This is a genomic window from Streptomyces aureocirculatus (assembly GCF_000720475.1).
Lineage (GTDB): Bacteria > Actinomycetota > Actinomycetes > Streptomycetales > Streptomycetaceae > Streptomyces > Streptomyces aureocirculatus.
Genome location: NZ_JOAP01000008.1, coordinates 92,558 through 112,946 on the forward strand (window position 1 = coordinate 92,558; position 20,389 = coordinate 112,946).

19 protein-coding genes and 1 tRNA gene are annotated in these 20,389 nt (G+C 69.7%); 11 read left to right on the top strand and 9 right to left on the bottom strand.

The annotated features are described in order from the left end of the window. Positions 1 to 134: 134 nt before the first annotated feature. Both IG78_RS0109840 and sp36 read right to left on the bottom strand, forming a co-directional pair. Positions 135 to 605, bottom strand: a complete 471-nt coding sequence (locus IG78_RS0109840; RefSeq protein WP_030561262.1) for a RidA family protein — start codon at positions 603 to 605, stop codon at positions 135 to 137. After that, complete coding sequence (gene sp36 / locus IG78_RS47830; protein ID WP_003975360.1) at positions 602 to 763, bottom strand: Sp36 family protein; 162 nt, start codon at positions 761 to 763, stop codon at positions 602 to 604. Before sp36 ends, IG78_RS0109840 begins: the two co-directional genes overlap by 4 nt. 107 nt (positions 764 to 870) lie before the next feature. On the opposite strand from sp36, the gene bagA reads away from it, so the two are divergent. After that, on the top strand, positions 871 to 1,845 hold the full coding sequence (gene bagA / locus IG78_RS0109850; protein WP_030561264.1) for an ATPase BagA: 975 nt from the start codon (positions 871 to 873) through the stop codon (positions 1,843 to 1,845). Positions 1,846 to 2,008: 163 nt separating this feature from the next. Next, positions 2,009 to 3,361, top strand: a complete 1,353-nt coding sequence (gene bagB / locus IG78_RS0109855) for an ATPase BagB (RefSeq protein ID WP_037685380.1) — start codon at positions 2,009 to 2,011, stop codon at positions 3,359 to 3,361. Between the two features lie 91 nt (positions 3,362 to 3,452). On the opposite strand, the gene IG78_RS0109860 is transcribed toward bagB, so the two are convergent. Further along, positions 3,453 to 3,797, bottom strand: coding sequence for a WhiB family transcriptional regulator (locus IG78_RS0109860; protein WP_170316297.1), 345 nt, complete (start codon positions 3,795 to 3,797; stop codon positions 3,453 to 3,455). Positions 3,798 to 4,201: 404 nt separating this feature from the next. Here IG78_RS0109860 and IG78_RS0109865 point away from each other — a divergent pair, with 404 nt between their 5' ends. After that, entirely contained in the window at positions 4,202 to 6,352 is a 2,151-nt protein-coding gene (locus IG78_RS0109865; RefSeq protein ID WP_030561268.1) for a transglycosylase domain-containing protein, read from the top strand. Positions 6,353 to 6,635: 283 nt separating this feature from the next. On the opposite strand, the gene IG78_RS0109870 is transcribed toward IG78_RS0109865, so the two are convergent. Continuing rightward, complete coding sequence (locus IG78_RS0109870; RefSeq protein ID WP_030561270.1) at positions 6,636 to 7,103, bottom strand: GatB/YqeY domain-containing protein; 468 nt, start codon at positions 7,101 to 7,103, stop codon at positions 6,636 to 6,638. Between the two features lie 129 nt (positions 7,104 to 7,232). Between IG78_RS0109870 and IG78_RS0109875 the strand changes: the two genes are divergently transcribed. From IG78_RS0109875 to IG78_RS0109885, 3 genes are all read left to right on the top strand, one after another. Beyond that, positions 7,233 to 8,168: a metallophosphoesterase gene (locus IG78_RS0109875; RefSeq protein WP_030561272.1), complete on the top strand. Its 936-nt coding sequence runs from the start codon at positions 7,233 to 7,235 to the stop codon at positions 8,166 to 8,168. Between the two features lie 112 nt (positions 8,169 to 8,280). Beyond that, a tRNA-Pro gene (locus IG78_RS0109880) sits at positions 8,281 to 8,354 on the top strand. 544 nt (positions 8,355 to 8,898) lie between these two features. Then, positions 8,899 to 10,221, top strand: coding sequence for a hypothetical protein (locus tag IG78_RS0109885; protein ID WP_225882039.1), 1,323 nt, complete (start codon positions 8,899 to 8,901; stop codon positions 10,219 to 10,221). On the opposite strand, the gene IG78_RS0109890 is transcribed toward IG78_RS0109885, so the two are convergent. From IG78_RS0109890 to IG78_RS0109910, 5 genes are all read right to left on the bottom strand, one after another. Beyond that, a complete protein-coding gene (locus IG78_RS0109890; RefSeq protein ID WP_030561276.1) occupies positions 10,151 to 10,993 on the bottom strand; it encodes a hypothetical protein in 843 nt (280 codons plus the stop codon). The two genes, IG78_RS0109885 and IG78_RS0109890, sit on opposite strands and share 71 nt — an antisense overlap. A gap of 144 nt (positions 10,994 to 11,137) precedes the next feature. Then, a complete protein-coding gene (locus IG78_RS0109895; protein WP_030561278.1) occupies positions 11,138 to 11,356 on the bottom strand; it encodes a hypothetical protein in 219 nt (72 codons plus the stop codon). Between the two features lie 786 nt (positions 11,357 to 12,142). After that, positions 12,143 to 13,669, bottom strand: coding sequence for a LacI family DNA-binding transcriptional regulator (locus IG78_RS0109905; RefSeq protein ID WP_030561282.1), 1,527 nt, complete (start codon positions 13,667 to 13,669; stop codon positions 12,143 to 12,145). A gap of 27 nt (positions 13,670 to 13,696) precedes the next feature. Further along, the gene (locus IG78_RS45490) at positions 13,697 to 14,080 is read right to left on the bottom strand and encodes a DNA-binding protein (RefSeq protein ID WP_404827688.1); all 384 of its coding nucleotides are present in this window, start codon (positions 14,078 to 14,080) and stop codon (positions 13,697 to 13,699) included. A 56-nt stretch (positions 14,081 to 14,136) separates the two neighbouring features. After that, entirely contained in the window at positions 14,137 to 14,394 is a 258-nt protein-coding gene (locus IG78_RS0109910) for a helix-turn-helix domain-containing protein (RefSeq protein ID WP_030561284.1), read from the bottom strand. A 475-nt stretch (positions 14,395 to 14,869) separates the two neighbouring features. Between IG78_RS0109910 and IG78_RS0109915 the strand changes: the two genes are divergently transcribed. The 5 genes from IG78_RS0109915 to IG78_RS0109935 all read left to right on the top strand — a co-directional run bounded on the left by IG78_RS0109915 (position 14,870) and on the right by IG78_RS0109935 (position 20,349). Continuing rightward, the gene (locus IG78_RS0109915) at positions 14,870 to 15,790 is read left to right on the top strand and encodes a hypothetical protein (RefSeq protein ID WP_030561287.1); all 921 of its coding nucleotides are present in this window, start codon (positions 14,870 to 14,872) and stop codon (positions 15,788 to 15,790) included. A gap of 5 nt (positions 15,791 to 15,795) precedes the next feature. Further along, positions 15,796 to 16,512, top strand: coding sequence for an ATP-binding protein (locus tag IG78_RS0109920; RefSeq protein WP_030561288.1), 717 nt, complete (start codon positions 15,796 to 15,798; stop codon positions 16,510 to 16,512). A 457-nt stretch (positions 16,513 to 16,969) separates the two neighbouring features. Then, a complete protein-coding gene (locus IG78_RS0109925) occupies positions 16,970 to 17,965 on the top strand; it encodes a DUF2637 domain-containing protein (RefSeq protein WP_030561290.1) in 996 nt (331 codons plus the stop codon). A 328-nt stretch (positions 17,966 to 18,293) separates the two neighbouring features. Continuing rightward, positions 18,294 to 18,665, top strand: coding sequence for a plasmid mobilization protein (locus IG78_RS50525; RefSeq protein WP_063760725.1), 372 nt, complete (start codon positions 18,294 to 18,296; stop codon positions 18,663 to 18,665). 4 nt (positions 18,666 to 18,669) lie between these two features. Beyond that, on the top strand, positions 18,670 to 20,349 hold the full coding sequence (locus IG78_RS0109935; RefSeq protein WP_030561294.1) for a relaxase family protein: 1,680 nt from the start codon (positions 18,670 to 18,672) through the stop codon (positions 20,347 to 20,349). Positions 20,350 to 20,389: the final 40 nt, after the last annotated feature.

Consider the following 20,389-nt stretch of genomic DNA (forward strand, 5'->3'; position numbering starts at 1 on the left):
GTCGGACGCGAGGTGACCCGGCACCGGGGCTGTGCCCACCCGTTCCGCCCCTGGCGGACCAGTTGCCCACAGGGGGAGCGGCCAGCCGCCCACGGGGAGACGGGACGGAACGACGGGCTGGAAGTTTGGGAAGGCTACTCGGGCAGCAGTTCCACCTGGATCTCGACCTCCACCGGGGCGTCCAGGGGAAGGACCGCCACGCCGACCGCGCTGCGGGCGTGCACGCCCTTGTCGCCGAGGACCTCGCCGAGGAGCTCGCTGGCGCCGTTGATGACGGTGGGCTGGGCCGTGAAGTCGGGGGCCGAGGCGACGAAGCCGACGACCTTCACCACGCGCGCGATGCGGTCGAGTTCCCCGGCGACGGACTTGACCGCGGCGAGCGCGTTCAGGGCGCACGTGCGGGCCAGGTCCTTGGCCTCCTCGGGGGTGACCTCCGCGCCGACCTTGCCGGTGACCGGCAGCTTGCCGTCCACCATGGGCAACTGCCCGGCCGTGTACACGTACACGCCGGTCTGGACGGCGGGCCGGTACGCCGCGAGCGGCGGGACGACCGCGGGCAGGGTCAGACCGAGCTCGGCGATGCGGGCCTCGACCACGCCGCTCACGCCTGCTTCTCCCGCTTCAGGTAGGCCACGAGCTGCTCGGGGTTGTTCGGCCCGGGGACGACCTGGACGAGCTCCCAGCCGTCCTCGCCCCAGGTGTCCAGGATCTGCTTCGTGGCATGGACGAGCAGCGGCACGGTTGCGTATTCCCACTTGGTCATACGGCGAGGGTAATGCCTGCCGGGCAGGGCCTCGCGCGGGGCTCGGAACCGGCCCCGTGGGGCATCCGCATGCGTAGCCCGCCGGGCGACTGGTTAGGCTCGAATACGTGAGCAGGCTCCAGGTCGTCAGCGGCAAGGGCGGTACCGGCAAGACCACGGTCGCCGCGGCCCTCGCGCTCGCCCTCGCGACTGAGGGAAAGCGCACCCTCCTCGTCGAGGTGGAGGGCAGACAGGGCATCGCGCAGCTCTTCGAGACGGAGGCGCTGCCCTACGAGGAGCGGAAGATCGCCGTCGCTCCGGGGGGCGGGGAGGTGTACGCCCTGGCCATCGACCCCGAACTGGCCCTGCTCGACTACCTCCAGATGTTCTACAAACTGGGCGGCGCGGGCCGCGCCCTGAAGAAGCTCGGTGCCGTCGACTTCGCGACCACGATCGCGCCGGGCCTGCGTGACGTCCTGCTGACCGGCAAGGCCTGCGAGGCGGTGCGCCGCAAGGACAAGCAGGGGCGCTTCGCGTACGACTGCGTGGTGATGGACGCCCCGCCGACCGGCCGCATCACCCGCTTCCTCAACGTGAACGACGAGGTGGCGGGGCTCGCCAGGATCGGGCCGATACACAACCAGGCGCAGGCGGTCATGCGGGTGCTCAAGTCTCCGGAGACGAGCGTGCACCTGGTGACCCTCCTGGAGGAGATGCCGGTCCAGGAGACGGTGGACGGCATCGCCGAGCTGCGCGCCGCGCAGTTGCCGGTGGGCCGCGTCATCGTGAACATGGTGCGGCCCACGCTGCTCGACGAGGCCGAGCTGGATCTGGGCCTCGGCAGGACGCCGCGTACGGCCATCGCGAAGACCCTGGCGGCCGCGGGCCTCGGCGGGGCACGTGGGGCCGCTGGGCGCCTCGTGGACCCTCTCCTCGCGCAGGCCGCGGAGTACGCCGAGCGGCACGCCCTGGAGGGCGCCCAGCGGGCCGTCCTGGCCGGGCACGGCCTGCCCCTGCACGAACTGCCGCTCCTCGCCGACGGGTTGGACCTGGCGGGTCTGTACGAGCTGGCGGCGGAACTGCGGACGCAGGGGATCGCATGACGCCCGCGGCCCCGACGGCGTACAGGCAGCGGGACGACGTACACGCGCGGAACGGCGTACAGGCGCGGAACAACGTACACGCGCGGAACGACGTACACGCCGAGGAACGGCGTACGCAACAACGAACGGCGTACACATCAGGAACCGTGGGAGCTGGGAACGCATGAGCCTCGATCCGGCACGTGACCCGCTCGACGTCGACGCGCTGCTCGACGATCCGAAGACCCGCATCGTGGTGTGCTGCGGTTCGGGTGGCGTCGGCAAGACGACCACGGCGGCCGCGCTCGGGCTGCGCGCCGCCGAGCGGGGCCGCACGGTGGTGGTCCTGACGATCGACCCGGCGCGCAGGCTGGCGCAGTCCATGGGCATCGACTCGCTGGACAACGTGCCGCGGCGGGTGAAGGACGTCCACGGCGGCGGGGAGCTGCACGCCATGATGCTCGACATGAAGCGCACCTTCGACGAGATCGTCGAGGCGCACGCGGACAAGGAGCGGGCCGGGGCCATCCTGTCCAACCCCTTCTACCAGTCGCTCTCCGCGGGCTTCGCGGGCACGCAGGAGTACATGGCGATGGAGAAGCTGGGGCAACTGCGCTCCCGCGACGAGTGGGACCTGATCGTGGTCGACACGCCGCCGTCGCGCAGCGCCCTCGACTTCCTGGACGCCCCGAAGCGGCTCGGCTCCTTCCTCGACGGCAAGCTGATCCGGCTCCTGATGGCCCCGGCGAAGATGGGCGGCCGGGCCGGGATGAAGTTCCTGAACGTCGGGATGTCGATGATGACGGGGGCCCTGGGCAAGCTGCTCGGGGGCCAGTTGCTGCGGGACGTGCAGACGTTCGTGGCCGCGATGGACACCATGTTCGGCGGCTTCCGCAAGCGCGCGGACGCGACGTACCGGCTGTTGCAGGCGCCGGGGACGGCGTTCCTCGTGGTGGCGTCGCCGGAGCGGGACGCGCTGCGGGAGGCGGCGTACTTCGTGGAGCGCCTCGCCGCGGACGACATGCCGCTGGCCGGCCTGGTGCTCAACCGGGTGCACGGCAGCGGGGCGGCGGAGCTTTCGGCGGAGCGTGCTCTTGCTGCGGCGGAAAATCTTGAGGCGTCGAGCGCCGGGGAAAATCTTGAGGCGTCCGGCATTGTGGATCAGGAGGGCGGGAATGTTGGTCTGGGTAACTCCTCAGAGTCCGAGGCTCCCGGCTCCCCCGAGGCTTCCGACTCCCCTGAGACTTCCGGCAGTTCACCTTCGACCGAGGAGACCGACTCCGGTACCGGCTCCGGCTCCGGCTCCGACCCAGGTGCGGGGTCCGGCTCCGCGTCCGTGGAGCAGTTGACGGCGGGGTTGCTGCGGCTGCACGCGGAGCGCATGCGGCTGCTGGCCCGTGAGCGGCACACGCGGGACCGGTTCACGGCGCTGCACCCCGAGGTGGCGGTGGCCGAGGTGGCCGCGCTGCCTGGCGACGTGCACGACCTCGACGGCCTGCGCGCCATCGGCGACCAGCTCGCGTCGACGCGCCCTTAGCCGTACTCATAGCGATACTCGTACTCGTACTCGTACCGGTACTCGCCCCGGCACTCGGCGGCGTTACGTGACGTGGGCTCAGCCAGGTTGCTCAGCCCACTGCGGCGTAGCTCTCGTAGGTCTCCTCGTCGTCCAGGTCGACGGGCAGCAAGCCCGTCCCACGCTCGTACTCGGAACGCGCTGTCTCGAGCAGCCTGCGCCACGAGGTGACGGTGGGGCGCCTGCGCAGCAGCGCACGCCGCTCCCGCTCTGTCATGCCACCCCACACGCCGAACTCGACGCGATTGTCCAGCGCGTCGGCCAGGCACTCGGTGCGCACCGGGCAACCGGTGCACACTGCCTTGGCCCTGTTCTGCGCTGCTCCTTGTACGAACAGTTCGTCCGGATCGGTAGTGCGGCAGGCGGCCTGCGCACTCCAGTCGGTTACCCAGCCCATACCGGCGCCGTCCTCTCCCGAATCGAGGCTCCCCCACGGCGGCAGCGGCATATTCACCGCCGCCAGTTGAGGACGTTACGGAAGGTGGGCACAGCGCAACACCCCCTTCGGGCCCAATCTTGAATGGCCCGAACGGACTATGCGTAAGCGGCAGATCACCCGACGGAGTGAGCGGGCGACATATGCGACTGACCCGGCAAATGCGGGCGTTTCAGTTGGGTCACAGTGGACGCGAGGAGCCGTACGAGACGGATCCGGACAAGAATTCCGAGGATCCGCTGTAAACCGGCCGAATTGGGGGGTGGCATGGGGCTTGTTGCGGGGCCGCACTGCTGTGACAGTTGAGTGCAGCTTAGGCCAAGGCATACACGCGTGTCCGGCGAATCAGAACGTAGGCTGCCCCCATGGCAAACAAGCGATCGGGCGGCGGCCTCTCACCCGCGCAGCAGGCCGCCAAGTTCCTGGGCGTGAGCGTGCTCGCGGGTGCGGTACTGGCCGGCATCGCGCTGCCCGCTGCGGGCGTCATCGGGCTCGCGGCCAAGGGCTCGGTCGAGGGCTTCGACGAGATTCCGGCCAATCTGAAGCGGCCGCCCCTCAGCCAGCGCACCACGATCATGGACTCGGCGGGCGGCGCACTGGCCACGGTGTACTCACGTGACCGTACGGTGGTTCCGCTGAACCGCATCTCTCCGTACATGCAGAAGGCGATCGTCGCGATCGAGGACTCGCGCTTCTACGAGCACGGCGCGGTGGACCTCAAGGGCATCCTGCGCGCCGTCAACCAGAACGCGCAGAGCGGCGGCGTCTCGCAGGGCGCCTCGACACTCACGCAGCAGTACGTGAAGAACGTCTTCGTGGAGGAGGCGGGCGACGACCCGGACAAGGTCGCGCAGGCCACGCAGCAGACGCTCGGCCGCAAGATCCGCGAGCTGAAGTACGCGATCCAGGTCGAGGAGGAGCTCGGCAAGAAGCGCATCCTGAAGAACTACCTGAACATCACGTACTTCGGTCAGCAGGCGTACGGAGTCGAGGCGGCGTCCCAGCGGTACTTCTCCAAGCACGCCGACGACCTGAAGCTCCAGGAGGCCGCCCTCCTCGCCGGCATCGTGCAGTCCCCGAGCCGGTACGACCCGGTGAACGACGAGTCGGAGGCCAAGCAGCGCCGCAACGTCGTCCTCCAGCGCATGGCCGAGACGCACGACATCTCGCAGCGCGAGGCCGACGAGGCCAAGAAGACCGGGCTCGGCCTGAAGGTGAGCCGCCCCAAGAACGGCTGCATCACGGCCGTGAAGGGCGCCGGTTTCTTCTGCAAGTACGTCGAGAAGGTCTTCCTCAACGACCCGGTCTTCGGCAGGACCAAGGAGGCCCGGGCCAAGCTGTGGAACCGCGGCGGCCTGAAGATCAGGACGACGCTCGACCCGCAGACCCAGTCCTCCGTGCAGGCCTCGATCAAGGATCACGTCTACCAGACGGACGACGTGGCCACCGCCGCCACCATCGTCGAGCCGGGCAGCGGCAAGATCCTCGGCATGGGCCAGTCACGACCGTTCGGTTACAACAAGAACGAGACGGAGATCAACCTCTCGGTCGACGACTCGATGGGCGGCGGCGCGGGCTACCAGCCCGGATCGACGTTCAAGCCGATCGTGGCCGCGGCGGCCCTGGAGCGCGGGATGTCACCGGGCAAGCGGTACGACTCCCCGTACGAGATGCCGTACCCCGAGCGGGTCGCCGCCTGTGACGGCAAGACCTGGCGGAACTTCGGCAACCAGAAGCTGACGAACGAGAACGAGGCCGAGGTCGGCCCGTACCGCATGCGGGAGGCGACCGCGAAGTCGGTCAACACCTACTTCGTGGAGATGATCGGCGACATCGGCATCTGTCCGGTGACGAAGATGGCCGCCAAGATGGGTGTCCAGCGCGCCAACGGCAAGCCGATGGACCAGGCGCCTTCGATCGCCCTCGGCACCCAGGAGGTGTCGCCGCTGACGATGGCGAGCGCGTACGCCACGTTCGCCGCGCGCGGCAAGTACTGCACGCCGATCGCCATCGAGTCGATCCGCACGCTCGGCGGCAAGGCCCTTCCGGTGCCGAAGTCCACGTGCACGCGGGCCATGTCGGAGCGGACCGCCGACACGATCAACACCCTCCTCAAGGGCGTGGTCGAGGACGGCACCGGCAGGCAGGCCGGCCTCGGCTCCCGCGACAGCGCGGGCAAGACGGGTACGACCGACTACCGCTACGCCGCCTGGTTCGCGGGCTACACCCCGAACATGTCCGGCGCGGTCTGGGTCGGCGACCCGGCCCACGAGCGCCGCATGGTCGGCATCAACATCGGCGGCCGCCCCTACGCGAAGGTCTTCGGCGGCGAGGTCCCGGGCCCGATCTGGCGCGACGCCATGAGCGGCGCGCTGGAGGGCAAGCCCGACCCCGAGTTCGACACCGTCCACATCCCTGGCGGCAAGGACCGGGACCGGGATCGGGACCATGAGGATGACGATGACGGCGGCGGCAGTGATGGCGGCGACGGGGGCGACGGGGGCGACGACGGCTAGCCCGGCGACGGCCGCGGCCGGTAGCCCGAGCTGCGGGACGGGGGCATCGGCGGTGGTCGCGGTCGGTCCGGTGGCTGGCGGGACTGAGGCCGACGGCTGACTCCGGTCCCGGTACGTGGATGGGGCGTCCCCTACTTGGCCGCAGGCCTGGGGGGCGCCCCATCCACGTACGTATGTAGGTACACGCACGTACATACGTGTACGCGTACGTATGCGTTCGTGTACGTGGACGTGGACGCGTACACGTACGCGTACACGGAACCGAACGCGCGCTGCGCGCTGCTCAGCCCTCTGCGAGCAGCTTCTTCACCACGGCGGCCACACGGCCGCCCTCCGCCCGGCCGGCCACCTTCGGGTTCACGATCTTCATGACCTGGCCCATGGCACGGGGGCCCTCGGCGCCCGCGCCCTTCGCCTCGGCGACGGCGGCGGCGACGATCTGCTCCAGCTCGTCGTCCCCGAGCTGCTGCGGCAGGTACGCGGCGAGCACCTCGCCCTCCGCCTTCTCGCGCTCGGCCTGCTCGGCGCGGCCACCCTGCGCGAAGGCCTCCGCGGCCTCGCGGCGCTTCTTCGCCTCGCGGGTGATCACCTTCTGCACCTCGTCGTCGGAGAGCTCGCGGGCGGAGGTGCCCGCGACCTCCTCCTTGGAGATGGCGGTGAGGGTCAGCCGGAGCGTCGAGGAGCGCAGCTCATCGCGCTTCCTGATCGCCGCGGTGAGGTCTTCCTTGAGCTTCGACTTGAGCGTGGTCATGCCGCAATTGTGGCAGGTGGGCGGGGCGGGGTGCCCGCTGTTTTCGCGGGGCGCGGGCACCGAGCGCCCCGGCCGGAGGCCGACGGCACCCCGGCGCTCCCGGTGTGGGGCATCTGACACGATGGTCGTATGCGCGCGCGATACGCAGTACCTCTGGGAATCACGGCGACGGCCGCGGCCGGTATCGCCTACTCGGTGGGCATCGAGTCCCGCCTCTTCCGGCTCAGGCGGGTGACGGTCCCCGTCCTTCCACCGGGGATGCGCCCACTGCGCGTGCTCCAGGTCTCCGACATCCACATGGTGTCCGGCCAGCGCAAGAAGCAGCGCTGGCTGCGTTCGCTGGCGGGCCTGCGCCCCGACTTCGTGATCAACACGGGTGACAACCTCTCGGACCCCGAGGGCGTCCCCGAGGTCCTGGACGCGCTGGGTCCGCTGATGCAGTTCCCCGGGGCGTACGTGTTCGGCTCCAACGACTACTACGGCCCGACGCTGCGCAACCCCGCGCGCTACCTGTTCGAGAAGGCGCAGGGCCGCCACGGCCTGAACGGCAACAAGCCCGTCGTGGGCGCCGTCCACAACCCGTGGGAGGACCTGCGGGAAGGCTTCGACGCGGCGGGCTGGGCCAACCTGACGAACACCCGTGGCGCCCTGAAGATCGACGGCTACGAGATCGCGCTGACCGGCCTCGACGACCCGCACATCAAGCGGGACCGGTACGCGGAGGTGGCGGGCGGTCCGGTCGCCGACGCGGACTTCTCCATGGGCATCGTGCACGCACCGTACCTGCGCAGCCTGGACGCCTTCACGGCGGACGGCTACCCGCTGATCCTGGCGGGCCACACCCACGGCGGCCAGCTCTGCATTCCCTTCTACGGCGCGCTGGTCACCAACTGCGATCTGGACACCGGCCGCGTCAAGGGCCTGTCGACGCACGAGTCCGGCGGCAACACCTCGTACCTCCACGTCTCCGCGGGCTGCGGCACCAGCCGCTACACCCCGATCCGCTTCGCCTGCCCCCCGGAGGCCACCCTCCTCACCCTCACGGAGCGCCCCGCCCACACCTGAGCCGCATCGCGCCCGAACCCCCGCGAAACCGGATTTCGTCTCAGCGCGCCGGTCCGCTAAAGTAATCGATGTCGCCGCGACCTGCGCAGCAGGGCCGTCGGAACAACGACATCGGGGTGTGGCGCAGCTTGGCAGCGCGCTTCGTTCGGGACGAAGAGGTCGTGGGTTCAAATCCCGCCACCCCGACAGCTGAAACAGCAGGTCAGGCCCGGTACTGAGAGATCAGTGCCGGGCCTGATTTGCGTTGGGGGGCCATTTTGGGAGTCGTTTGGGAGCCGAACTTCGGGGAGCGGCTCCCCGGTGGCTCCCAGCGAGTGGCGCTTCTTCTTCGAGCGTGCTGTGCGCCGCGTGTGCCCCGGGGAGAAGCGTCCCCACGGCTTGTGCCGAGGTGACCACAGACGGTACGACGATCGCCATGCACCCATGGTCTCCGTTGAATGACCGGCAGCTCGCACTCCTCGCTCGCATCGAGGACGGAACCGACCCCGTCACGTCGGACAGGCCCGAGCTCGCTGTTACCGCCCGGGCGCTCAAGGAACGGCGCCTGATCACTATGCCCAAGCAGAGTGGGAAGTGGCAGGCGGAGATCACTGACGCGGGACGCTTCTACTTGGAGCACGGATATCACCCGGACCGGCCGGAACCGGCTCCGCGCAAGCAACGGTCGGCGGGTTCCCACCAACCGACGCGTCCAGCCCCTCCACCGCAGAAGCAAGCCACGGCCCCGTCCATGAAGAAGCCGGCGCAGCAGCGCGCCGCTAAGCCCCCGAAGCCGTCGCCGGCGGAAGTCGGAGCGGCTTTGATCGCGGAAGTACAGCAAGCTGGGCGGTTCCTCAGGGTCCCGAACCCCAGCGACGAGGAGCGGGCCCGCTACCGCAGGGCGTTCGACGCGGCGCGGCAGTGTGCGCCCGACGGGTACCACCTGAAGTACAGCGGTCGGGCGAAGGGAGACTTCTTCCTCGGCCTCCTCCGGGTGTCCGGGGAGGACGACACCGAGTGGAACAGGATCCGCCTGGCACGCAGCCGTGTGATCACCGATGTCGAGGACGTGATCGCCGCAGTCACCGCGGACCACAGCGCCTTCGAGATCTCGGAGGAGGTCCTCCCCCGGGTGCTCTCGCTGCTCCGGCTCCTCACCGAGGAAGCCCTCGCACGCCACGGCGAGATCGCGGTGTCGAAGAAGCGCAGGCAGCCGAGGCCGCTGCTCACCGTCCACGGCAGGACGTACGAGGTCAGCTTCCGTGAACGGCAGAAGCCGGTCCGGTACGTCCCCAAGCAGCCGGGCCGTCGTACGTACGACTGGCAGCGTGTCACCCCAGCCCAGAAGTTCGAGCCATCCGGCGAATTGGAGCTGCTGGTCAGCCAGCAGTCGGGCTACAGCTACGGCTGGAAGAAGGAATGGGCTGACACAGCCAAGAAGCCGTTGGAGGAGCAGATCGGTTCAGTCTTCCGAGCGTTGAAGGCACGCGCGGAGGAACAGGAGCGGGCCCGACTGGAACGTGAGGCGGAGCAGCAGCGGCTACGAGAGGAGCGGGAGCGGCAGGAGGCCGAGCGCCGACGCTTGGAAGCGGAGCGGGAGGAGCGCGAGCGGCGGGAGTGGGAGGCCGCCGTCAGCGTGGCCTCGGTCAAGGCGGTTCGCGCGCTACGGGCCGAGCACTTCGGTACGGCCCTCGATCGGTGGCGTGCCGCAGGGGAGATCCGGACGTTCTGTGCCGCTCTGGACGAAGCCGCCGCCACGTCGGAAGACGCCCTCGAAGCCGAGAGGCTGCGAGAGTGGTCGGCTTGGGGAAAGGCGGAGGCCGACCGGCTCGACCCCACCCTGAGCGGCAAGGGACTGGCTTCTCTCAACTTCCACGCGGAGCCGACTGGAGATCAACTGCGGCGTTTTCTCGACGGCTGGCATCCGCACCGGCCGGAGAAAGAGACGAAGTCCGCTACACAACCAGCGCCGCCCAAGGCGGAGCCAGATCCATGGCGCGGGCTCATCGACGCATATCAGGATCAAGGCTGGAGATATGGACACCAAGGTCGCGCTCAATGGTGGAGGCGATGACGCCATGGCCACGGTCGCGTAGCGCCTTGACCGCCTTCTCGACCAGCTCTCCGAGCCGGATGACCTCGGCGCGTAGAGCCACCAACTCGTCGTAACGGTCGGCCTTGTCCTGGCCGCACCATGCCCGGACGGTTCGCAGGACGGCCGCCTCCGCGTCCAACTTGCGCTCGTCCCGTCTGCTGTAGGAGTACCAGGAGGGCTGGGCACGCTCCTGCTCGATGGCCTGCTGCTTGCGGTCCACCTCCGGAAGGATCTCGTCGGCGAGGCGGTCGGCGACCTGGCGGGCGACGCGCTCGGTGACCGGCCACCCGGCCAGGCACAGGCCATGGCGGCTCTCGTAGACCATGGCGTCGTTACGGAGTTCAGCTGCGTCCATGCCGATGAGCGGTGCCGTCTCGTCGAGGCGGCTCAGCTCCAGGACTCCGGCGTCGGCCACCGTTCGACGCAGGCGGACCCTGTTCTTCGGACGGACGAAGCCGAGGATCATGCGGGCGGCCTCGAAATCCGTGCTGCCCCGGACGTGACGAGAGGACTCCGCCAGCGCCAGCTCCGCCGCGTCGTCCGCGCGGAACGTATCAACATCCGCCCACGGTGCTACGAGAGAGCCGGAACTGACCCACTCCTGAAGGCCAGCGGCATCACCTTCCAGGAACCGCACGTGGATCCAGCCAGACCTGCCAGGGCCGCCCACTCGAACGACCTCCACCTGGCGAACCACGCTACCCAGATCCTTCGGCCTCGCGCGGTACGCCCAGTGCTCGCCAATCTCCATGTCACCATTTAGCCAACCCTGTTGGCCTCCCCACTGGGTATTCGCCCCAACTGCCAGAGCGAGCTGACCGCACAAGGTTGGCGCTGCTCCATCAAGGCATCCGCGCTCTACAGGCACGCGTGACTCCCGGCGGGCACACGGGAGTTAGCCGAGTACGCGCACTGGCGAGGCCGGGCTCATCGCCAGGCGGACGTCGAGCGCCGTATCCCCCTGCTGGGCCAGGCCGAGCATGAGGAGCTTGCGCGTGCCTGTAGTGATGTGGGCGCAGCGCGCCGAGATGCCGGCGTGGCAGTTGGCGTCGGTGCTGCTCCCGCCCATCAGGGCGATGCTCTTGGCCGAGTCCGGGCCACGAACACCCCTCATCGGCAGGCCAACCTAGACCTCGGCGATGACCGAGGTAACCGAACTGCCTGGTCATGCCGGTTGCGCGGCTTACCCCCAGGCATGTAGGGCGCGAAGGACAGAGACGTGCACGGGGCCGCGGTGTACGGCCGATGGCCGTAGCAGCAGGGTCGGGCCGATTTAAGCAGTCGCGAAAATCCGAGCTCGTGGCGGCATCACGCGACTCATTCAAGAGCCATAGCTCGCAAAGCCGCAGGTCAGGAGCCGTGAATGAGGACGGCGAACAGCACATGCCGGAGAGGCACCACAGCGGCTGCCGGCAAATTCGCGAGAACTCGAATCGACTCCCCGCGCGGTGCAGTCTCCTCCGTGTCCGGGGGCGCCACCGGACACGACCAACGAACTTGCGTGGCTAACTCCCCGCCGGTCCAAGGTCCCTTCACCCATTCACCGCGTGCTGCCGCACGCCCGAGAAACAAAGGTTTGCCATGCCCACCACAAACAGCCACCCGGATGACCCGCAGCCGGACGGAACGCCGCCGACCGAGCCGCACACGCCGGACGAGACCCCTGCGGAGTGCCCGCGCTCACAGGACGCCCTCGCCTGGGTCACCGTCGGGCTGTCCGCAGTCTGCTGCACCGCCGGCGTGGTCCTCTCCCTGACCGGCCACGAGGAAGTAGGTATCCCCCTCATCGGCGCCGCCGGAACCTTGGAGCGAGGGGTTAATACCCGGAAGTAAGGCAAGGTCGTGACGCGGGTCTCTGCTGCCGGACCCACCCCGTCCGGCGGCAGAGGCCCAACCGCGTCTAGGTAACGCCGTGGAGAGCCAGCCTGCGCGATTGCAGAAGCTCGTTGAGCACGCGCACCGGTGACGTGGGGTACATCGCCAGACGGGCGTCGAGCGCCGTCTCCCATTGCTCGGTCAGTCCGACCATGAGGCGCTTGCGCATGCCAGGGGTGACGTGGGCATAACGCGCCGAGACGGAGCCATCGATGTGGCCCATGCGCTCGTCCATCAGGACCTTTTCCGTGCCGAGGTCCTCCATCATGGTCCGATGGGTATGACGCAGGCCATGGGGCGTGAGGCCCTTGGCGATCGGGAGCCAGCAGGCGTCGGCCCGAGCGGTGGCGCCTCGTCCCCGGGCCGGGATGCCGGGCCACGGCGCGCCGAGGATCGGCACCGGGCGGGCCTCCTGGGGCGCCTTCTTCGGGTACCAGCCGGAGACCGCTGGGGTGAACAGCCAGGTCGCAAATCCGTTCCTGCGCCAGTGGGCCGCGTGCTCGGTGGTCGTGCCGCCACGCACGAATCCGAGGTCGGCGATCGCCTGCTCGACACGGACTCGGGTGTCCTCCCGTACACGGTCGGAGTGGTTGAGGACGTTGGACACTGTGCCGGTGGAGACTCCGGCACGGCGTGCGACGTCGACGAGCTTCGCGCCCTGGTGGCCACCGGTACGAGCCGCGCCCTGGCCTCGGAAGACGTACGTCCTGCCGTGGCAGGGGCAGGCCGTCGGCGTCGTTCGGGCGACGTGGTTGAAGACCAGGGCGGACAGCCAGTCCGGCGAGTCGATGGTGCGGTAGCTGTCGTCCTTGGGCGGGCAGCGCACCAGCTCGCCGGTGTCGAGCTCGTACAGCTGCCACTCGACGCGGAAGGCCGCAGGGCGGACGAACTCCGTTTCCAGACCGACGATTTCGCCCCAGCGTTTGCCGGTGTAGCCCTTGAGAACCGTGGCGACGAACTCGTCGTCGCGGCCGGAGAGCAGGGCCGCCCGCTCAGCGGTGAGCAGGATGCCGAGCGCATCGGTGACGACCTTCTCCGGGCCGCGGTCGCGGGAGCGGCCGGCACGCTTGCCGCGCCCGCGCCGTCGGGCGGCCGGGTTGGACGTGAGCAGGCCCTCGTCGATCGCGTCCTCGAAGATCAGGTGGAGCGTGGAGCGCCAGGTCTTGACGCTGGAGGCCGAGTACGCGGCCCGCTCCTTCTTCTCCCACAGCTCGACATCGGTGCGCAGGATGCCTGCGAGCGCCTTGTCCTCGAAGTCGGGGAGCAGGTGCTCCTCGATGTGGCGCTTGTAGTTCTGCATCGTCGAGGCGGCCAGGTCCTGGGCGGCGTACCAGCGGCTCGCGTACTCGCCGAAGGTCTCCTGGCCGAGTGCCGGGTCGCGCCAGTCTCCGCGCCGGTACTTGTTCTCCGCCTCACTCGCGGCACGCTGGGCCTCGCCCTTGGTGGCGAACTTGATCGCCTTGCCGTTGTCGTCGGCGACCGTGAGGTGCTTGCCGGGCGCGATCTTGTACCGGCCGCGCCAGTAGTTTCCGCGCTTCTCCGCGAAACCCACGTATTCCTCCCCTTCCCGTGTCGTCGGCTAGGCGGCTGTCCCGAACTGGCTCTGACGGGCTCGGCGTGGTGGCCGGGCGCGCAGGCGAGCCTTGGACGCGGCAGACGACGGAGAAGGCTGAGGTGAGGGGGACTTGGGCGCAGGAGGAGCTTCGGCTCGCTGCCGCGGAATTGCGGGGCGGGTCTCGTGCATGCGGATGATCTCCGCTAGGTGCTCGTCGGTGAAGCGGTAGGCACGACCGACCCTCGTGAAGGGGATGAGCCGTCGGCGGGCGCGGTCCTTGACCCACCAGGCCGAGCAGCCGAGTACGTCGGCGATCTCCTCGGGGACGTAGAGGCGCGGCAGCGAGGAGCCGCCGTCGGGTCGGAGCGGAGCAGGCGTGGGCGCGGCGGGTATTGCGGCTTGGGGCAAGAGTGAGGGGTCCTTACGTAGGCGGTGCTGGGGGGCATGAGTTGGAATGCCCGCGATCACAGCGCGGTGTCGCCCTCCAGGAGGGCGAAGGGCGGGACGTGGAGGGCCTGGGCCAGGGCAGCGAGGTCGTCGATGTCGCAGCGACGCTGGGCGCGTTCGATACGGGAGAGCGCCGTGTTCGACATCGGGTGGCCGAGGGCGGTCACACGGGCGGCGAGCTGGCGTTGGGAAAGTCCGCGCTCGGTACGGAGAATTTCGATGGTTCGGGCGGTCCGGATTCCTACTGGACCGATTTGAAGGGGTCGGGCTGCCATGGGTTTTTTGTAGCTCGCCTTCTCCGGTTTCGCTAACCGGGGATCGTCTGCTATAAAGCACCGCCGCGATTCCCAAACCGGCAACTCGGGCATTCAGGGGTCAGGGATGGAATGCCCAGCCTCGCTCTGACGTGCGGTGTTGTGTTGTAGCTTCCCCGGCAGCGGGCCGTCAACGGTTCGGCAATGTGATCCTTCTGGCTCGGTTAATCGTGCCGTCGATTTCGGCGACCGGGGATCGCGCCTTACTGTTTTGGCGGGGCGCCGCCCACCTCATTTCCAACGGCATTTCTGCCGTGAGAGATGGGGGTGGACTTATGCGGTGGGGTGTGGCTGTGTTGACGACACCCCCGCATACGCGGATGCCTGCGGCGCACGCCACGCCGTAGGTCACGAACCGCCCCTCTCTCCCACCCCCGACCAACGACGGTGAGCCCTGCCCAACCGCCCGGCCACCGAGTGAGGACACCCACCTGCCTTGGCACGGATACGCACCATCAAGCCGGAAGCCTTCACCTCTGAGTCGCTGGCCGAGGTCTCGATCTCCGCGGAACGGACCTTCTTCGGGCTCCTCACCCAGGCCGACGACCACGGCCGCTTCCGCGACCAAGCCGCCGTCATCGCCGGTGCCCTGTGGTCACTGCGCCCCGAACACGGCCCGCTGGCGGTCGAGGACGACCTCACCCAGCTCGCCGGGGCCGGCCTGATCTGCCGCTACGAAGGCGACGACGGCAAGAACTACCTGCACATCGTCACCTGGGCCAAGCACCAGAAGATCAATCGGCCCAGCGGCAGCCGCTGCCCCGCCTGCCCGCGCCACGAGGGCGGACGGCCCGCGCAGCCCTCCGGGAGCCATCACGCAGGACTCACGGAGCCTTCGGTGAGCTCTCCCGGAGTTCTCGCTGAGGAGTCGCGCACTCTGCGGGAGCCTTCGGTGAAGAGCGGCGAAACCGCAGCTCAGGAGGGTTTCAGTGAGGGATCACGGAACATTCCGGGAGGGCTCACTGAGGACTCAGTGAGCCCTCATGGTCCGGATCTAGGACCTAGGATCCTGGATCTAGGATCACCTCCGGTGGGGGGCGCGAGCGCCCCCGCACCCGAGACCGTTTCGGCCAAGGCGCTCATCGCCGAGTACGCCGCCGCATGCGCCAACCGACCGCCCAGCAGCTTCATGGGGCATCTCGGCAAGGAGACCGCCCGTCTGCTCGCCGAAGGCATCGACGCGGCGTACGTGCGCGCCGGGCTCGAGCGGCTGCGTGCCAAGGGCCTGCACCCCAACGTGCTGCCGAGCCTGGTCAACGAGGCCATGAACCCGCCCGCGCCGAGCGCCACGTCCGCAGGGCACCGGCCGTGGACCAACCCAGTCGACGCGCAGGCCGCGTACGGAGGTGAGCTGTGACCACGGTGACCTCCGCGATCTCTGCCCGCGAGCCACGCCAACTGGGCGGCGCCGTGGCCAAGCTGGAGGCGATCCTGGCCGCCCGCGACATTGACCCCGCTACCGCGGACGACGCGGCGCCGTCGCCGGAGCCGGTGACCGCGCTGGAGCTGGCCGCCGCCCGCATCCCGCGCCGCTACCGCGACGCACTGGCCGACCATGCCCACGTGTCGGCCTGGGTCGAGGAGATCGCGGCCGCGGGACGGCCGGGGCCAGGCGGCGCACCGGGCATCGCCTACGGCCCCTCGCTGCTGATCGCGGGCCCGACCGGCACCGGCAAGACCTACCAGGCGTACGGCGCCATCCGCTCGCTGCTCGGCGCCGGGGTCCGGCTGCGCTGGGAGGCCATCACCACCGCTGAGCTGCACGCCACCCTGCGCCCGCGCCAGGGCCACGACGGCGAACGCCGCTTCCAGGAACTGGCCCGCAGCCCGCTGCTGCTCCTCGACGACCTCGGCGCCGCCAAGGCATCAGAGTGGACCGAGGAGCTGACCTACCGGCTCATCGACCACCGGTACGTCCACGAGCTGCCTACCCTCATCACCACCAACCTCCCCATCGCCGACCTGCGCACCGCCGTCGGCGACCGCGTCGCCTCCCGCCTCGCCGAGATGACCCGCCGCGTCATCCTCGATGGCCCCGACCGCAGGCGCCGCACGGTCACCGGCCCGCGCGGGTATTAACAGGCCCTTGCGCCCCGGCGCCGCCTCGACCGTCTCGTCGACAGCAAGCTGGCCACCAAGGCCGACGGCGTTGCCGAAGAGGGACGAGCAGACCCGCTCCTACGCCACCGTCCGATGCCTCACCGCCGTCGGCTGAATCCCTACCGGTGCGCGCGGAGCGATCACGCGAGCGTCCACACCGTACATGCGCCCAGGCGTACACGCGCGGAGCCCTCTTCAGAACGGCCCGCGTGCACGCCCCTCACTCCCGCCCCACAGGCCCCACCTCTCCACCCTGGAGCCCACTGCCTTGCACTTTCCTGCCCCGAGCGCACCGACAGCTATACGCGGCAACCACAGCACCCATGCAGGCAGTGACCCTGCTACCGCCCGCTCCGGCCGCCGACGACAAGGCCCTCGCCAACATGACGATCCTGGCGATGCTCGCCGGGCGCCCGCCCCCACTGGGGAGCGTCGCGTGCACCGCAACGGACGCATCACCCTCGTCATCGGCCTGGTCGCCGTCGTCCTCATGGCCTTCCGCGTCTCATGGAACGCACTGTCCGACGTGGCCCGAGCCATAGGCGCAGACCCCACCGCAGCCCTGCTCTACCCGATCGTGATCGACGGGCTGATGGCCCTTGCACTGGTCGCCACGCTCGTGCTGACCGGTCCCGACCGGAAGTTCGCGCTGCGGGTCCTGGCGGCCTACACAATCGCCAGCCTCCTGCTGAACTACGTCCACGGCCTCGTCCCGGCCCTGCACACCACGTCGATCCAGTGGGGCCGACTGACCGACCGGGCCCCGGCGAACTGGGCCCTGGTGCTGCTGGCGACCTCGCTCCCAGTCGGCTCGATCTACTTCGGGTCGGACCTCGTGGCGAAGGTGCTGCACCACACCCCCGAGTCGGCCGACCCAGCCGAAACGGCCCCTGGCCGGTCGGCCAGCCAGCAAGCTGACGAGTCGGCTAGTGAGCAGACCGCACAGCCGACGTCTGACCAGGGTGAATCGGCCCCCGGCCAGCCGACCGAGTCGACCCCCGTGAAGGTCGCCGAAGCGCCCGCGACAGGGCCGACCGCAGCCGACGAGTCGGCCCCCGCCCCTGCTGCCCGGCCGCCCCGGTCGGCCGCCGTGGCGGAGTCGACCGGAGCCGCCTCGCGTCGAACGACCGGTCGGATCCCCGCCGCCAAGTCGACCGCCGACCGCACCCGGACCGACGCCGAAATCCTCGACGCGGCCCGACTCCTGACCTCCAACTGGAGCGACGACAGGCTGACCGCCGAGCGCCTGCGCGACGAACTACGGATCGGCCAGAAACGCGCCCGCGTCGTCCGCGACCAGCTGAAGGCCGAACGCACCGGCCAGGCCAAGTCCGCCGCGTACGACGACTTCGAACGCGAGCCTCTCGACGAACTCGACAAGGCCGCCGCCCAGCAGCAGGGCGAACCCAACGCGCCTGCCGACGCCGCCTGATTCCCCACGTTCACCTCACCCTCACGGCCCACCCCGAGCTCCTCGGGAGGCAGCGCGGGGCCCTCGACACCAGCACCCCACGGAGATCCACCTCATGCACGACCCGCACCACGAACCCGTCGCAGCTCAGCAGCAGACGATCACCACATCCGTTACACGCGCAGCAAGTTGTCGGGTAAGGAGTCCTTACCCGACCTCCGCCCCACAGGGGGCGGAGGCTTCCGGCGCCGAGGGGGCACCGGAGTCGGCCGGCCCGGGGGAGCCGACCGAGGGAGGGACAAGCGAGCCGTCGCCGAACGCGCCACAGCATCCTGCACCGCGTCGCCGTCTGCGTGACAAGCAGCTGCGCGAGCACCGCGTCCATCCCCGCTACAACGACGACGAGTACGCCCTAGTGAAGAACGCTGCCGCCTTGAGCCGTATGAAGCCCGGCGGCTACGTCGCCGAGTGCTCGCTGGCCGCCGCCCGCTCCGATGACCCCACCGCCGCGGTCGCCGACTACCGGACCATGGTCAAGGCGCTGATGGCCGCCAACGGGCAACTGGGCAAGATCGGCAACAACCTCAATCAGCTCACCTGGCACCTCAACAAGGACGGCGCCTGGCCCCAGCCCGACACCGTCCAGCGGCTCCTGGCACGCGTCGAGGCGTCGATCGCCGAAGTGGACGCAGCCGTCGCCCAGGTCACAGAGGGCCGGTGAGCCGGTGATACCCAAGATCATCCTCGGCAGGGGTCCGGAGGCTACCCGCCGCACGATCGGCTACCTCTTCGGCAAGGGCCGGGCCAATGAGCACACCGACCCACATCTGGTGGCGTCTTGGAACGGCTTCGCCCCTGACCCCGGCCGCAGCCCCCACCGCCACCCGAAGGAGGTGGAAAAGCAGCTTGTCGCCCAGCTCGACCAGCCCGTGCAGATGCTCGGCGACAAGGCGCCCAAGGACACCGTGTGGCACTGCCCCGTCCGTGCCGCACCCGAGGACCCCATCCTCACCGACGCCCAGTGGGCCGATATCGCCCGCCGCATCGTGGCCGCCGCCGGCATCGCCCCCGACGGGGACGAGGAAGCCTGCCGCTGGGTGGCCGTGCGCCACGCCGACGACCACATCCACATCGCCGCCACCCTCGTCCGCCAGGACGGCCGACGCCCCCAGCGCGACTACGACCAGCGCGCCGTCCAGCGTGAGGCTCGTCAGATCGAAATCGACTACGGGCTGCGGCGGTTGAAGCCGGGCGACGGCACCGCCGCCAAGCGCCCCACTAGCCAAGAGCACTTCAAGGCCAAGCGCCTGGGCCAGGACGCCACATCCCGTGAGATCTTGCGCCTGCGCGTACGCCGCGCGGTGGCCGCCGCCTCCAGCGAAGCTGAGTTCTTCGCGTTCCTTGAAGCGACCGGCGTGAACGTACGCCCGAAGACCGAGCCGTCCGGCGACGTGACCGGCTACAGCGTCGCTCTGCCCGGCGACGTCAATAAGCAGGACGAACCCATCTGGTACGCGGGCTCCACCCTCGCCGGCGACCTCTCCCTGCCCAAGATCCGCCAGCGCCTCACGCACACCAGCCCCGAGCCCGCCCCCATCCCGCTGGGCGATCCGTGGCACCAGGCCACGGCCGCCACCGAACGCATCCCCCACCACCTCACCCGTGGTGACGATCCCGCCGCCCAGGGCCAGCTCGTCGCACTCGGTGCCGCCTTGGATTTGCTGCCGCTCACCGCACCGGCCGGGGTGAGGGGCGAACTGGAACGGGCCGCCTCGGCGTTCGAGCGCGCCACCCGCTCCCGCATCGCCGCCGACGACGCCAGTGCCCGCGTCCTGCGACGCAGCGTCCAGGCGATCTGGCACAACCCCGCAGCCGTGGGCGACGGGTCCGGCCTGGCGATGCTGATCGACGCCGCGCTCACCGCGGTCGCCTTCGCCCGGCACTGGCACCGCACCCGCCAGCACGCCCAGCAGGAGGCGGCAGCCGAACAGGCCCTCCGCCACCTGCAGACCGCATACGCGCAGATCGCCACACCGGTGCTGGACAGCCTCGCCCGCCACGCACCCACCCTGCAGACCAAGCATCGCCTCGCCCAGTACGTCCACAAGGCGGTGCCTACCTACGCCGAGCGCATTCTTGACGACGCCGCCTGGGATGCCTTGGCCGCAGTACTGGCCGAGGCCGAGAAGGCAGGGCATAACGCGGCCACCGTCCTCGACCAGGCTGTCAGCCAACGCACCCTGGACGACGCCCGCAGCCCCGCCCGCACCCTGACCTGGCGCATCCAGCGCCTCGGCCAACGCCACGCCCCCGGCCCTCGCGCCCAGGCCACCGTGCAGCACCCCGTCCCCGGCACCAGCGCACCCGGCGTCAGGCCAGCTAACGGTGCCGCTCGTCGGCGCTGACCGGGCACAGAGGGCCAGGAGCCGCTGGCCCAACGCGGCG

Excerpts from the sequence above, each read along its gene's own strand:
- sp36 (WP_003975360.1), bottom strand. The coding sequence starts at position 763 with ATGACCAAGTGGGAATACGCAACCGTGCCGCTGCTCGTCCATGCCACG.
- bagB (WP_037685380.1), top strand. The coding sequence starts at position 2,009 with ATGAGCCTCGATCCGGCACGTGACCCGCTCGACGTCGACGCGCTGCTC.
- IG78_RS0109860 (WP_170316297.1), bottom strand. The coding sequence starts at position 3,797 with ATGGGCTGGGTAACCGACTGGAGTGCGCAGGCCGCCTGCCGCACTACC.
- IG78_RS0109865 (WP_030561268.1), top strand. The coding sequence starts at position 4,202 with ATGGCAAACAAGCGATCGGGCGGCGGCCTCTCACCCGCGCAGCAGGCC.
- IG78_RS0109870 (WP_030561270.1), bottom strand. The coding sequence starts at position 7,103 with ATGACCACGCTCAAGTCGAAGCTCAAGGAAGACCTCACCGCGGCGATC.
- IG78_RS0109875 (WP_030561272.1), top strand. The coding sequence starts at position 7,233 with ATGCGCGCGCGATACGCAGTACCTCTGGGAATCACGGCGACGGCCGCG.
- IG78_RS0109885 (WP_225882039.1), top strand. The coding sequence starts at position 8,899 with ATGAAGAAGCCGGCGCAGCAGCGCGCCGCTAAGCCCCCGAAGCCGTCG.
- IG78_RS0109890 (WP_030561276.1), bottom strand. The coding sequence starts at position 10,993 with ATGGAGATTGGCGAGCACTGGGCGTACCGCGCGAGGCCGAAGGATCTG.
- IG78_RS0109895 (WP_030561278.1), bottom strand. The coding sequence starts at position 11,356 with ATGAGGGGTGTTCGTGGCCCGGACTCGGCCAAGAGCATCGCCCTGATG.
- IG78_RS0109910 (WP_030561284.1), bottom strand. The coding sequence starts at position 14,394 with ATGGCAGCCCGACCCCTTCAAATCGGTCCAGTAGGAATCCGGACCGCC.